The sequence below is a fragment of the Paenibacillus sp. PastM-3 genome, assembly GCF_029893965.1.
Taxonomy (GTDB): domain Bacteria; phylum Bacillota; class Bacilli; order Paenibacillales; family Paenibacillaceae; genus Paenibacillus_AQ.
On the sequence record NZ_JARXXP010000001.1, the window covers coordinates 349,533 to 363,231 of the forward strand.

Annotated in this window: 13 protein-coding genes; 1 reads left to right on the forward strand and 12 read right to left on the reverse strand. The window is 46.5% G+C overall.

Annotation, left to right across the window (positions count from 1 at the left end; translation table 11 throughout):
* Positions 1-10: 10 nt before the first annotated feature.
* From M2108_RS01580 to M2108_RS01630, 11 genes are all read right to left on the reverse strand, one after another.
* Entirely contained in the window at positions 11-751 is a 741-nt protein-coding gene (locus tag M2108_RS01580) for an amino acid ABC transporter ATP-binding protein (RefSeq protein ID WP_277467684.1), read from the reverse strand.
* Between the two features lie 31 nt (positions 752-782).
* Entirely contained in the window at positions 783-1,694 is a 912-nt protein-coding gene (locus M2108_RS01585; RefSeq protein ID WP_277467682.1) for a transporter substrate-binding domain-containing protein, read from the reverse strand.
* A gap of 96 nt (positions 1,695-1,790) precedes the next feature.
* Positions 1,791-2,219 carry a secondary thiamine-phosphate synthase enzyme YjbQ gene (locus M2108_RS01590; RefSeq protein ID WP_277467680.1) on the reverse strand — a complete coding sequence of 143 codons (429 nt, stop codon included), beginning with the start codon at positions 2,217-2,219 and terminating at the stop codon, positions 1,791-1,793.
* Positions 2,207-3,079 (reverse strand): amidohydrolase family protein, encoded by an 873-nt coding sequence (locus M2108_RS01595; protein WP_277467679.1) that lies wholly within the window; start codon positions 3,077-3,079, stop codon positions 2,207-2,209. Before M2108_RS01595 ends, M2108_RS01590 begins: the two co-directional genes overlap by 13 nt.
* Positions 3,080-3,117: 38 nt before the next feature.
* Positions 3,118-3,933: a fructoselysine 6-kinase gene (gene frlD, locus M2108_RS01600; protein ID WP_348537397.1), complete on the reverse strand. Its 816-nt coding sequence runs from the start codon at positions 3,931-3,933 to the stop codon at positions 3,118-3,120.
* Positions 3,934-4,349: 416 nt separating this feature from the next.
* Positions 4,350-5,090 (reverse strand): UTRA domain-containing protein, encoded by a 741-nt coding sequence (locus M2108_RS01605; RefSeq protein ID WP_277467677.1) that lies wholly within the window; start codon positions 5,088-5,090, stop codon positions 4,350-4,352.
* Positions 5,091-5,409: 319 nt separating this feature from the next.
* Complete coding sequence (locus tag M2108_RS01610) at positions 5,410-5,823, reverse strand: hypothetical protein (RefSeq protein WP_277467675.1); 414 nt, start codon at positions 5,821-5,823, stop codon at positions 5,410-5,412.
* Positions 5,824-5,880: 57 nt separating this feature from the next.
* The gene (locus M2108_RS01615; RefSeq protein WP_277467674.1) at positions 5,881-6,711 is read right to left on the reverse strand and encodes a sugar phosphate isomerase/epimerase family protein; all 831 of its coding nucleotides are present in this window, start codon (positions 6,709-6,711) and stop codon (positions 5,881-5,883) included.
* 40 nt (positions 6,712-6,751) lie between these two features.
* The gene (locus tag M2108_RS01620) at positions 6,752-8,074 is read right to left on the reverse strand and encodes an anaerobic C4-dicarboxylate transporter family protein (protein ID WP_277467673.1); all 1,323 of its coding nucleotides are present in this window, start codon (positions 8,072-8,074) and stop codon (positions 6,752-6,754) included.
* A 130-nt stretch (positions 8,075-8,204) separates the two neighbouring features.
* A complete protein-coding gene (locus M2108_RS01625; protein ID WP_277467671.1) occupies positions 8,205-9,074 on the reverse strand; it encodes a fructoselysine 6-kinase in 870 nt (289 codons plus the stop codon).
* A gap of 39 nt (positions 9,075-9,113) precedes the next feature.
* A complete protein-coding gene (locus M2108_RS01630) occupies positions 9,114-9,608 on the reverse strand; it encodes a phosphoheptose isomerase family protein (protein WP_280776841.1) in 495 nt (164 codons plus the stop codon).
* Between the two features lie 663 nt (positions 9,609-10,271).
* On the opposite strand from M2108_RS01630, the gene M2108_RS01635 reads away from it, so the two are divergent.
* Positions 10,272-10,982 carry a GntR family transcriptional regulator gene (locus M2108_RS01635; protein ID WP_277467668.1) on the forward strand — a complete coding sequence of 237 codons (711 nt, stop codon included), beginning with the start codon at positions 10,272-10,274 and terminating at the stop codon, positions 10,980-10,982.
* A gap of 645 nt (positions 10,983-11,627) precedes the next feature.
* Here M2108_RS01635 and M2108_RS01640 read toward each other — a convergent pair.
* Positions 11,628-13,637: a sialidase family protein gene (locus M2108_RS01640; RefSeq protein ID WP_277467666.1), complete on the reverse strand. Its 2,010-nt coding sequence runs from the start codon at positions 13,635-13,637 to the stop codon at positions 11,628-11,630.
* Between the last annotated feature and the right edge of the window lie 62 nt (positions 13,638-13,699).

Below are 13,699 nucleotides of genomic sequence, written 5' to 3' on the forward strand. Positions count from 1 at the left end.
CTGTTGTAGACTACATAGCGTTCCGCAGAAACTGCCGGGTACGCTCTTCCTGCGGATTACCGAATACTTGTTCCGGCGGTCCCTGCTCTACGATTACGCCCTGGTCCATAAAGATGATCCGGTCGCCGACATCTCGCCCGAAGCCCATCTCATGGGTGACAATCAGCATCGTCGTGCCGCGGGCAGCCAAATCCTTCATTACATCCAGCACGTCGCGCACACGTTCAGGATCCAGTGCAGAGGTGACTTCATCAAACAGGAGGACCTCAGGATTCATCACAAGCGACCGGGCAATGGCTACCCGCTGCTGCTGACCGCCCGACAGCTGTGCAGGGTAGCTGTCTGCCTTATCGAGTAAGCCGACCTGATCGAGTAAAGCCCGGGCCTGCGGCAGCACCTCGGTCTTCGAACGGCCCTGAACCTTCATTGGAGCGAGCAGCAGATTCTCCATAACCGTCATATGCGGGAAGAGATTATAGCTTTGAAAAACCATGCCAATACGCTGACGGACCTTTTGAATGGCCTGTGGCGTATATTCGATTTTTTTATCATCTATATACACTTCTCCTCCGTTGATGCTCTCTAGCCCGTTGATACATCGGAGCAGGGTGCTTTTGCCGGAACCGCTCGGCCCGATAATTACAATAACCTCTTTCGCATGGACGTCAATGTCCACACCGCGCAAAATGATGTTTGTGCCATATTGCTTCTGCAGATTACGTATCGACAATTTAGGTTGACTTGTACTCATTCTGTTCCCTCCTTCGTTTGTCAGGGGCCGGTTACGGCCGCGGAATCATCTGCATAGGGTCGAGATCGCCGGCCTGCGGCATGTATTCCTCAATCAGTGACTTGAAATAATCCTCTTTACGCATCTGCTCAAGTGCGCCATTAACAAAATCCAGCATGTCGGCCTCATTTTTACGCACTCCAAGCGCCATTGGAGCAAAAGCCACCTGCTCGCCTACAATAGTGTAATCCGTCGAAGTCTTAACAAATTCAGACATAAGAACAGCGTCGTGAAACATAGCATCAGCCCGCCCGTCCTTGAGTGCGCGAAAAGCGTCGGCATTACTTTCGATTTTGATTTGTTTGGCTGTCGGTACATTTTCATCAAGATAAGTAGAGCCTGTAGAGCCTTTAATCACGATAACGGTCTTGCCTGCGAGATCCGGAATAGTAGTGATGCCACTGTCCTTCTTCACGACCGTAACTACACCGCCGTCGAAGAAGTTGGTAGAGAAATCAAGCTGCTGCTTTCTTTCTTCGGTGACACCAAGCGTTGCTGCGATGAAGTCGATTTTGTTCGAGTCGAGATAAGGAATCCGGTTTGTTGCATTGACTGGCACGAATTCAACAGCATTTGCATCACCAAAAGCGTACTCGGCAATCTTCTTGACGACTCCGATTTCATACCCTGCGTTTTTTCCGTTTTCGTCCAGATAACCGAGTGGCGGATAGTCTACCTTCACGCCTACACGCAGCTTGCCGCGTTCCTTGACGGATGAAGGAGGTACAGGCACATCGGCGGAAAGCGTAGCTGCGGTACTCTGATTATTTCCAGCATTGTTGGCATTAACTGCTCCACCTGCTTCATTATTCTGATTGCCGCAGCCAGCTGCGAATAACGTCACTGCCATAGACACCATCAGCATCCATTTGCTCATTCCTGACTTGCGCACCAAGTTTTTCATTCTCCATCCCCGCTTTCATTCGCTCATAATTTGGTATCTGACTTCGTAATCCTCCGCTCCGCTGAAGCGTTCGAAAGTTGTTAAGCTCCTTTTTTCCTACTCGCCTATTACCTGAATGTATACCTTACGGCTCTTCGGCCCGTCGAATTCCGCCAAGTAGACATCCTGTGCATCACCGGAAACCATCCGGCCGTCTTGAACGACGAACAGGCAGCTGTTGCCGGAGATCATGGATTTGAGATGTGACGGGGAGTTGCTGCCGGTTGCCCCGTATGAAGGAAGGAAGTGAGCATGCGCGTAAGGGAAATCCTTCGGCGCGATCCGTTCAAGCAGCTCTTCGATATCCGTCTCCACGCATTCCAGCCCTTCGTTTACCATAATGCCCGTCGTGGTGTGGGCGGAGATAACAGCTGCAATCCCGTTCTGCACACCGCAATCCGCGATAAAGGACCGTATTTCCTCAGTGATCTTGATCATCTGGAACTCTGCTTCAGACCGGAGGACAAGTGTTTTTAGTTTAACCATGGCCGTTCATTCCCCCTTTCACCAATAAAGACCTGTGCATTGCCTCCAAGAATTTTCGCAAGTGTCTTCGGTCTGAATTCCATCGCATTCAGCGCTGGCAGCAACCGTTTTGCCTTGAAGCGGGGGGTGTTCGTACCGAACATGACCTTATCATTCAAGTTCCGCTCAATCCAGAGCGGGCCCATGGTTGTTTTGAACACCTGCTTATAGAAATCCAGAGCGTTATCCATATGAAGCAGTGAGGTATCAGTAAAGACATTCGGATATTTAAGCAGGAGCATAACCGTATCATTCACCCATGGCCATCCAAAGTGGGCGAGACACATGCGCAGGTCTGGGTACGCGATTGCGACTTCCTCAAAGTTCAGCGGGTGCGAGTACTTTGCAGGCGCATCCGGCTCCCAGCTCATGCCAGCGTGGAAAAGAATCGGCTTGTTATGCTGGATGCACAGCTCATAAATCGGTTTCATTATGTCGTCCTGAGGATAAAATTTCTGCTTGGAGGGGTTCAGCTTCACTCCCTTTAATCCAAGCACCTGGAATGCGTGGTCCAGCACTTCGATGGCATCACTGCGATGTGGATCGACGCTGGCGAAACCGATGAATCTCTCCGGGGCGAGATCAACGATTTGTTTAACTTCCTCGTTGGAGACAATCCAGCCTCCGCTTTGCGTGGTCAAATCAAGTGGGAGCAGAATAGAGCGGTCGATTCCGTTATAGTCCATTTCCTGAAGCACGGATTCGATAGGGCTGGGAGATTGTTTAAACACCCCGAACTGCTCCTTACGGTAATTCAGTTTCTCTTTATCCTCGCTAATCGCTTTATAAAAAATCGGATGAGTATGAACATCAATAATCAACGGATTATTCCGCCTTTCCTCCGGATTAGATTCTCCGGTTAGTAGGGTGTAAACTTGGATACGACTCCGGCAGCAGTTCGGGCTCCCAGCTTAAGTGATTCCTGAATAGTCCAACCGCTAAGCTGACCATACATGAAACCTGCACAGAACGAATCTCCCGCACCTACCGTATTGACTACCTTGGCTGGTTCGATGCTTTCCCGGTAGAAGTTTTCGCCGTCAAAAGCGATGCTTCCCTGCTCCCCGAGTGTTACGACGACAACTTTCGGACCTAGCGCATGCGCCCAGCGTATAAATGATTCCATTTCGTTGTCTTCCTGAATATAAGAGAAAAATGCATAATCGGTATGGGGCAGAACCGGCTCCGAAATCTCACGTTTGGTGCGCGTAGAGAAGTCATAGATAATCTGAATGCCTTGTCTGCGGAGCTCAGCGAGATGGTGGTTGATCCGGCCTGATAAATTGGTGTGGATGGCCTGGTACTGAAGAATGAATGAAAGATCGTCTTCGTTTAAGGAGAAGGATTCCATGACGCCTTCTACTTTCTCTTTGTGTACTCTGTCGTTACCGTTCAACTCCATGCGGAAGATGGCGGTATGCCCCCCCTCCCTAGTATGCATGTGGGTAACATCAACCCGCTCCTCACGGAGTTTGTCGAGCATTAGCGAACCATAGGAATCGTTGCCGACGACACTGACCATGGATGTATCAGCACCTAATCGGCTCATGTGAATGACAAAATCTACACTGTTTCCCGTCGGATAATACCGGTCTAAATTTTCATACACGTCTATGCAACAAAACCCAACCCCTGCAACCCGCATATTTTCCCCCCAATCCTTGTTAGACAACATATAAATCAATATTGTATATGTTGTTATAATATATTGTATACCATCATAGAACGATCAAGTCAACAAAAATATCAAATGTAAATGCTTTCTTCGTGTAATATATGTGTTACATTGCAGATAATCGCTTTATTTTATGTGCGGAGTAGAAAATAATGTTATATTATCTAACGTGTTTTTACTGAAGACTAATTTAACTTCTGCATTTACGTCCTTGAATCCAAATCTGTTCACGAATTAAAACTTCTATTGCAGAAGTCGGTTAAATGCATATTTATGCTTTCTATATTTGGCTGTAACGGGAGTGTATTGCGGTGTTGCAAGTATTTGATCTTCAATTTGAAAAATGAAAAATATGGATGGAAAGCAAAAAGCCCCACCTGTTTCCAAGAGGGGCTGCAGCAGATCTCAGGCGGGTTCTAGACCGGGCCGCGTTTGCCAGTATTGATGGTAAAGATAACTTTACTGGCCACATAGATCGATTGTGAGTAATGGAGGGGCCGGTCCTGGTCGTCGTAGCTGACCTTGTCAAGCTGATAAAGCGGGGTTCCACGGTCACAATGGAAGAGGCTGCATTCAAATTCTGTTGCCAGTATGACTTCCAGCGTTTTCTCGGAATACGTAGGTTCAATATCATAACGCTTCTTCATAACTTGATAGGTGGATATCGAATCACCTATGTATTTCTCAAAGTCTGGCATCAGACCCAGATTAAAATACGAGAGCTCAATAATAAAAGGCTGATTATCAATAAACAGCAGCCGCTGCAGCTTCAGCACCGGATCGCCGGGTTCGATGCGGAATGTCTCTGCCAGCTTCTCGTCAGCAGGAATCACTAAATTCGATAAAATTTGCACGCTTGGTGTTTTGCCTGAAGCCGTCGTCATGTCAGAGAAGCTGCCGACATAAATCAACTCCCGTTTTTCTTTTAATTCTCGCACATAGCTGCCTTTGCCCTGCTGGCTGTGCAGTACACCCTCCTCTACTAGGTCGGTGATCGCCCTGCGCACAGTGATGCGGCTCACACCGTACGTGCTTCCGATTTCGGCTTCAGGAGGCAGCTTCTGCCCCGGTTTGTATACGCCTTTCTGAATATCCTCTTTAATGATCTGCTTTAATTGCAGGTAAAGCGGACTTTGATTGGATACATTTAATTTCATACTTTGACTCCTTTAGTGGCCTAATCATCTCACGTTTAACACATCATATGTTGTCATATATAATGTTTATGGTTTGTTATTATAGTACCATACCACGCCTCTGTTAGAAAATGCTATACCTTTTTCTTACTGAAGCTTAGTAAGCAGCCCTATGTACTCGAATAACCGGAGAATTGGGCCTCCGTGAAGGTAAGTACCCACTGTACACGAAAAACCGAGTACAATAGGCCTCTTCAGAGGAAAAAAGCGTCCCGGAAGCCATTACATAGCTTCTTGGAACGCCCCTTGACAGGTTAAATGTAAGTTTACAGTTAAAGCCTTACCTATTCCAAATCTTCCGTGCTCTGGACTGTACATCTGCCAGCTCGGACTCGGATAACTCACAGTACTCGCTGTTGTCCACCGACGTATCCGCATGTTGTACATAAGCGAGTTTGGCATCTTTTTCGACAATCGTATAAAACCAGGTGTTCTTCGGGACATTAAACACCTTGCCGATTTCCATTTCGATCAGGTCAATACTGAATTTGTCATCCTTACGGTCCGCTACAAGCAGTATGGTTCTGCCGTGAACCGGAATAAATTGTTCGTCCGTCTCCAAATGAACCTCCAACCGGTGAATGCCGTCGATATCATTATCAGGCTTCCAATTCTTGATACAGACGAGCCATTCTTTATTTTTATAAACACATTGAATGCCTACCCCGTCATACTCATATATATCAGCCTTCATCCTGAATCCCTCACCTCATGAATGATTATCCTGCAAGAATACGGAGATGCCTTCCGGTTATCCGAACTGCTTTTGGAACCAGCTCAGTGAATCCTTCATTGCCTGCTCGGGTTCAAGCACATATCTGCGGTCAAGCAACTCCAGGCCCAGATACCCCTTGTATCCGCTGTTGTTCAGTGCCTGCAACGCTTCATCCAGCGGCAGCTTGCCTTCACCCGGCACGAGATGTCCGCCAGGATTGCCGTCCACGAAATGTACATAAGCCAAATTATCGCCGAGTTCCCGGATGAAATCGTGGATTGTATCTTTTCCCGTCACTGCCATGACATCTGTATCCGCCAGTCCCTTCAGGTTCGGGCTGCCCACTTCCCGGATCATTTTCGCAATATGCTCAGCGCTGTTAAACACATGGGTAGAAAAAGACGTGAATGCTTCCACGGGTAAGTAAACCCCTTCTTTCTCTGCAGTTTTGCAGATTTCCCCAATGGATTCCCTGCACCATTTCCACATATCCGACTCGTCTTCGTCCAAATAAGCAAGACCTGTAGTCAACAGCATCTGATTACAATCGAGCTCTACAGCTGCTTCAATATGACGCTTGAAAAACTCCACGCTCGCCTTGCGGTACACCGGATCAGGATGGCTGACGCTGATGGGATACACGCTTTGCTCAGGCGTAAAACAAATAACGTTAAGGCTTCTGTCTTTAATGCTTTGCTTCAAATCCCGAATACTCTGCGGTGTGTAATAATCCAGGTGAAAGTGAGGTCCGGACGCCCATAATTCAATGTTTTTAAACCCGAGCCGGGCTACTGAATCCAGAAAATAACTCAGTGAATAACGTTTGTAATGAAAGTTCGCAGCAGCAATCTGATCAATTTTAATCATAGTTATAATTCCTCCTTGTGGTGGTTAACGATTTTTCTGCTTAGGTTATGATGTTACCCAGAAGTGTTGCTGTGACAACTGAAACTACGGTGTTAATCATTCCGGGCGTCATGAAGCTGTGATTCAGCACATATTTGCCAATTTTGGTCGTACCTGCGGTATCAAAAGAGATGGCTGCAAGGCATTGGGCAGATACGGGCAGGAAAAAGTTAGCGTTGACGGCCATCCATGCCCCTACGATGATATAGGTCGGCAAATCGAGCGCAATGGAGATCGGGATCATGATCAAGGTTGTTGCACCTTGGCTGGTTACTAGTGCGGCAACGATAAACATAATTACGGCGAGCATCCAAGGCTGACCGTTTACAATCGTGGTTACATGCTCCTGGATAAATTCGGTTTGTCCGCCGATAAAGGTACTGCTCATCCAGGCCAGACCGAATGCACAGACCATAGCCAGCGCCCCTGCGCGGAAAATAGAACCGTTCAGGATAGATTCGATCGCCGGGCGACAGAAGATAATGATCAGGGAAGCGCAGACAAGCATGACGATCTCGATAGTGTATGCCATTGACAACACCGTTGTTTTACCGTCTGCCGTCCAGGATGGACGCAGCTCGCTGAATAAGCCCAGGACAATAATGGACACAACGCCCAGAAGGAACAAGAGGACCGCGGTTTTTGCGCCTTTTTTTGGCGCTTTTTTTTGTTCAGGCTGTTCTTCGGCAATGTTTTCCGTGAGACCTTCGGCAAGTCTGCGCGAATATTCAGGATCTTCCGCCAGCTCTTTCCCTTTGCGGATCGTCAGGAACGCGCTCGTTATGACTCCCAAGAGTGTAGAAGGAATGGCAATCAGCAGAATAGCGCCGAGATCGACACCGAAGGGTGCCATAAGACCCAGCATTGCGGCAGTCGCCGCAGATACTGGTGAACAAGTGATAGCTTGCTGGGAAGCAATAATACTGTTAGAGATAGGCCGCTCAGGCCGGATGCCACTGTCAATAGCCAGCTTGTTAATAATCGGGAGCAGACTGTAGACGACATGTCCCGTGCCAGACAGAAAGGTGAATAACCAGGAGATTATAGGAGCGACAATGGTGATATTTTTAGGCGATTTGTGCAGCGTTTTTTCTGCAACCTGGACGAGAAAATTCAGACCACCGGAAGACTGAAGTGCTGAAGCTGCCAGTACCACCGCCAAGATGATGAGCATGACGTCTACGGGAGGTGAAGCAGGCTGCACATGGAAAATAAACACGAAGATCGCTACACCCACACCACCGAGCAGGCCCATGAACACATCGCCGACTCTAGCGCCAAAGAAAATAAGTAAAAAGATGATCAAGAGTTCAAACCAGAACATAAAAAGTCCCCTTTTTGTGTTTGTACTTTCTTCACCGATCTTTAAGCAGCGTCATCTGTTTGTAATCGCGGCCTCTCTCTTCTGAATACGCTTGCAAATTTATATCGTAAGGTGGTATCCCACCAGCCGGTCAGACAAGTGGGGTACTGTACCCGAATGCTCCGTTAACCCTGCATATTTTGGCTGCAAACTCTGCTCCCTTGTCCATACTTGCTTTGATTTGCTGCAAGAGCTCATCTTTGTCTTCAAGTTCGATTTTGTGGTTCCTGGAATTCCGGATCAGCTCAACCAGAAATGCCGTTATATAAGAATCTCCAGCTCCCATTGTGTCCAACGCTTCCGTTGAAACGGCCGGCTGGTACAGCCATTGATCGCCGTACAGCGCATAGGAACCTTCTTCGCCTACTGTTCCGACTACAAGTCTGGCACCCAGATGCTGTGCCTTACGCATCTCCCGCTCCCGCTCCTCTGCCGTTATATGGCTGCAGGACAGAAAAGCAATATCTATATGAGGACATACCTGCTGCAGATAATCGTCGTTCCAGCGGACGGAGAAATCGTAAGAAATGGTGACGCCGCTCTCCTTAAGAACGGACAGATCTTGTTCAATGTAACTGTTCAGACTCGTATGAATCACAGCGAACTGTTTCACGTATTCCAGATCGTCGCCAGTGAACTCCCATGCCTTTTCATTAGCAATGCCGCCTTTATTTGACCCCAGGAATTTGCGGTCGCCATTCTCCAGTGTAACCCGGGCATATCCGTTTTCCCCTTCATAGCTGCGGCTGTGGCTGTGGTCAATCTTCATTTCGTCCAGTACCTCTTGAATATACCGGGCTACTACATCACTGCCGAATTTTCCCAGGTAGGCGGATTCTACCCCGCACATGGTGGCGTAAGCACTGAAATTCAAGGCATTACCACCGGGGTACATAATGTCCTGGTGGACATATTTATCCACTACATTGTCGCCGATACCTATTACTTTAAATGAGTTCATCTGCATATCCCCCCTGGATTGCTGCTGAATGCGCAATAATTAATATTCAACCTTCCACATGTATCTGCGCGTCTTAAGCGGATGCTCTCTTTCGGCAGCAAACGCCTGGTTATAGACGGGATATACGTTGTTAAACAGGGAGTGGTTGAAGTGGTCTACAACCGAGCTGTCGATGGTGGACAATCCAAGGTCCTTGGCATCCAGCACTTCCACCCGTTTGGCGTACCGGTTCAGGAAGCTGAGTGCCCGCTCGTCCAGCGGACGGGTGCTGCCTACGGATACCTGAGTGATAAATGGAATTTCTGCATCTGTAATTTCAAACGGCCCGTGAAAATATTCGCCGGAATGAATGCTGGCATAATTGATCCACTGCATCTCCATGAAGATGCAGATGCTTTGCATATATGCTGCACCGTATCCTGCTCCACTGGCCATAGTATAAATAACGGAATCGTCTTTGTAATTTTTGGCGAAGATAAGTGCGCGTTTCTCTACGTGTTGGCGGGCCTGCTTCACAATCCGGTCGATTCTCAATATGCAATCCATGAATTGATTGTAGTGTTCATAACCTTCAGTCTGACTTAAAATTCATAATTGTTAACAGGACCTGAATTGTCTTTTCAGCAGTAATATCTTTAGTTTCTGGCGTATTTCCTTTATGGGAGGCGACGACAATCACAGAATTTTCACCAAATGCCTTTGGCGTGTTGTGAACGAATTCATTGCTGTTATAGAGGCCTACTTTAATGTCTGATGCCTCTTTCTCCATAAAGGTTTTGGCGGGATAAAACGCTCCCTAAGATCCGCCGCAAGCCGCATTATACAACTGTTTGATGCGGCCTACCTCTTTTTATCTGCTGTGCTGTGATTTATACGATAATTTGTTTCATGGACGCTCCTTTCTATTTGTATGATACATTTGCGATAACTTAATTTAAACATGCTTTTGTATTGTAATATCATGTAACTAAAATAACACAATGTAATACATTTATCAAGATAGTACATTCCTTTTTTTAAAAAAATCATATCTAAGACTAATTATTGGATTTTTAAGCGTTTACTTTTCCCGGAAATGGTTATGAAGTTGTTAACTACTTGCGTAGTTTGATATAATATAGAAATACAGTTATAAAACAATACAATACATTTGTAGGAATAACAAATGATTTCATAATGCTGGAGGTTTGTTCATACATGCTTGACCATTCCGAGTCATCCCCTTTATACAAGCAGCTTCAGGAGAAAATTTTAGACTCCATCCACAGCGGTTCCCTTAAGCCGGGAGATAAACTGCCTACGGAACTGGAACTAAGTGAGGCCAATCAGGTAAGCCGGGTTACAGTACGTTCTGCCTTGGATTCACTCACCTCTGAGGGGTATTTGGTGCGTATTCCGGGGAGAGGTACATTTATAACCAAAGACAAGATCAAAAAAAATGTTGCTGAAACCATAGGATTCAGCGAAACTTGCAGACTGCAAAATAAAATTCCCGGCGCCAAGGTCATCAAGTGTGTGATCGAAGATGCTACACTTTCCGATCACGAGCATTTGGGTCTGCAACCCGGGGACAAAATTATCAACATTGAGCGCATCCGGTATGCCGACAGCGTTCCGATTTCCGTAGAGTATTCACGTTTCCCTTCCTCCTACTCTTTTCTGCTAAATGAGGACTTGAACGATAAATCGTTGTACGAGATTTTAAGAACGAAATACAAAGTCTCCTTCGCGCATGCAAGAAAATACATTGTAATGGAGTATGCCTCCTTTGATGTGGCCACTTACTTGAACATTGCTGAAGGGCACCCGCTGCTCAGTATTAAAAGTACAGTGTCCAGTCCCGACGGAACCAAGATTCACCGTTCCAAACAGCTGATTTTGGGCGACAAATTTGAGCTGATCGTGTAACACCAAAAAAGGAGAGCCTCTTTATAGGTAACCCCCTCCACCCCGTCAGCCTGCTCTACTGTCTCTTTGAAGGTGGATAAAATGGTTTCATCGAATCCGTCGGATAAATGGTGCGAAGCTTCACGAAAGATTTCCCAGGCTGTTTTGCAGATCACCAAATTAACAAGTATAGCTTTTACGGGGTCGAGCCACGGAAGGTTAAACTGGGAACCGATGGATACCGATCACAAGAGGCTTGTCGCAAGGCTCGCTCACAAAGATAAATCCTTCTATCCGGACCAAATGTATGTTCAGGATTGCTCCCTCAGTAAGGAATGGCCTTTCCATTACTTCTAATTGCATAACATACCGGGTAATAGTAAGTTAAGCTGAATTTTGGGGCTAGGCTTAAATATCGAACCTGGAAAAGGGACAAAGTTCTTGTCCTGAGCAAAGGACAAGAACTTGATCCCTTAAAACAGAAAACCCGCGCTAGGCGCGGGCTCTTATGGGGCTATGTTCTTTTCTTCCTACACTTCTTAGTCCCTTGTAGGACAAGAACTTGATCCCATACAATCAAAAGGCCGCGAATGCCGCACCACCATTTCCCCAGAAGACACTTGACGATAGCAGACTGCTTTTAATTGAAAACAGCTAGCCGGTAATTCAGAATACTAGGGGCGCTGAGAGATACCTGATTTCCCCATAGGTTCCAACAAAGATAAATTTCCCGTACATCTTAATACCGTCCTTCATCATTTCGGTACCGAATACCTGCACCCCAGGATGTTGTTCCGGCATTGCGACCTTCTTCCACTGGATACCATCCTTAGATACAAAATACTGATCATAGAAAACATAATCTCCGTTGGTTTCGTTATAGGTGTGATTCATGGCAAAGAAGGATCCGTCGAATGAGGTCAGAAAATCAAAACCACTATTATGATCTACTAAGTTTGTCGTTTTTTTCGTCCAATTCAGGCCATCTTTCGATACCCACACTCTTCCGGGTGCATAAGGGTCAGTGGCCATATAAGCGGTACCGGACCAAGCCAGATAAGACTCATTCAAATCCAGGACCTTCACCAGTTTCCACTGGACGCCATCCGTTGTCTGCATAAGCTTCGTCGTACCAATTCCGGTATTAAAGTTATGAACACGGAAGGACGCCAGCAGTTTTTTTCCATCCCATACCATTGAAGTCAGCCAATCTTTGCTTACACTGGCGATACGCGTCCAATTCACTCCATCTTTGGATGTATACGTTCCGTAGACTTGATCGGAAGCGACAAAGAACGACCCGGCCCACATAATTTTCGTTAAATCCCCAAACTGATCTTTGAATGATACTTTGGCCTGCTTCCAGCTTGAACCCTCTGTTGAATAATAGACCCCGCCATTGCCGACGGCTACGAATTTATTTGCACCCCAAGCTACATCAAACAGGCTGGCTCTGCCGAACTTCTCTCTGTAAGAAAAAGGATTGCTGGATCTCCATGTTTTCCCGTCATCCGTATAAACAACGCTTCCGTACATGCCTACGGCTACCGTTCTTTTTCCATTTGTGGCAAGGGCATTAAAATCACCGCTTGTCGCCGTCCCGATCAATCGGTAACTCCAGGTTGAACCGTTTTTTGTATATATCGAGTAAGTTCCATCCGGGGAATTCTGCTTATCATTAGAACCGATACCGGCAAATCCGCCCTTAACCGGATACATGGTATAGATATTCGTCTGAAGATAAGACAGGTTTATCTTCTTCCAAGTAACCCCGTCATTCGATGTATAGGCGATATTGGAGTTCGCCCCTCCATCCAAATTTGATGAACCGGTCACAATGTAAGTGTTATTCCCGTATAGGACCGTCTTGAGCTGAACGCCGTTTGGCGATTTACTCTGCTTCTTCCAGTCCACTCCGTCTATAGAGGTGTAAATCCCGTTCCCAACTCCGATATACTGCTTGCCCGTCCAGATGAAATCTCGAATCGCCGCGGAAGCATTATAGGTTTTGGCGGACCATGTAACACCATCCTTGGAAACAAGCACATATTTGTTATCATAGCTGCTTACAAAGAAAGTATTATTGACCACATGCAGTCCGTTCCAGCCCCTTTGACTTTTTAAGATGTACGAAGTGGTCCAGTTGATGCCATCTTTAGAAGTAAAGACGTGCTTGGTGCCTAAAGCAACAAAACCGTTCGTCCCCCACTCCAATTGTTCTATTGTTTCGCCCGGGGCAAAGTCAACTTTTGTCCAAGAAAGACCGTCCGGAGAGGTAAATGCTTCGGATGGCTTATTGTAAAGGTCCATATCATACGTTGTATTTGTACCAAACATGACATACTTTTTTCCATCCCATGCGATTGTGGTCAGATGGTAATTACCGAACTTGGATAATGCTTTCCAGCTTACTCCGTCTTTAGACTTTATTACGGTTCCGTAAGGGCCTACTGCTAAGTACTCATTATTCTTGCCCTGGGTTAAGGCATAAGGGGCATTGGAGCTGAAACTAAAGTCTTCTGTCCATCCGTCACCGATTGAATGCGGGGATTCTTGAAGTGTGATGGAGTCTATCTCGTTGTATTTCTCAAGCGCCATAGCCTTAGTATTAAACCCCAGCACCGACAACACCAATGTCAGACAAAGAATCACTGCAATAAATCTACTTTTTCTCATGTTACCCTCCTGATGTTAGGTTCTTGCTGTTTTAAGTAATTACTTCAACTATTTCTTAAGCT

Bases quoted from the DNA above. Each gene is read 5' to 3' on its own strand.
- M2108_RS01580 (WP_277467684.1), bottom strand. From the start codon at position 751: ATGAGTACAAGTCAACCTAAATTGTCGATACGTAATCTGCAGAAGCAA.
- M2108_RS01585 (WP_277467682.1), bottom strand. From the start codon at position 1,694: ATGAAAAACTTGGTGCGCAAGTCAGGAATGAGCAAATGGATGCTGATG.
- M2108_RS01590 (WP_277467680.1), bottom strand. From the start codon at position 2,219: ATGGTTAAACTAAAAACACTTGTCCTCCGGTCTGAAGCAGAGTTCCAG.
- frlD (WP_348537397.1), bottom strand. From the start codon at position 3,933: ATGTTGTCTAACAAGGATTGGGGGGAAAATATGCGGGTTGCAGGGGTT.
- M2108_RS01605 (WP_277467677.1), bottom strand. From the start codon at position 5,090: ATGAAATTAAATGTATCCAATCAAAGTCCGCTTTACCTGCAATTAAAG.
- M2108_RS01610 (WP_277467675.1), bottom strand. From the start codon at position 5,823: ATGAAGGCTGATATATATGAGTATGACGGGGTAGGCATTCAATGTGTT.
- M2108_RS01615 (WP_277467674.1), bottom strand. From the start codon at position 6,711: ATGATTAAAATTGATCAGATTGCTGCTGCGAACTTTCATTACAAACGT.
- M2108_RS01620 (WP_277467673.1), bottom strand. From the start codon at position 8,074: ATGTTCTGGTTTGAACTCTTGATCATCTTTTTACTTATTTTCTTTGGC.
- M2108_RS01625 (WP_277467671.1), bottom strand. From the start codon at position 9,074: ATGAACTCATTTAAAGTAATAGGTATCGGCGACAATGTAGTGGATAAA.
- M2108_RS01635 (WP_277467668.1), top strand. From the start codon at position 10,272: ATGCTTGACCATTCCGAGTCATCCCCTTTATACAAGCAGCTTCAGGAG.
- M2108_RS01640 (WP_277467666.1), bottom strand. From the start codon at position 13,637: ATGAGAAAAAGTAGATTTATTGCAGTGATTCTTTGTCTGACATTGGTG.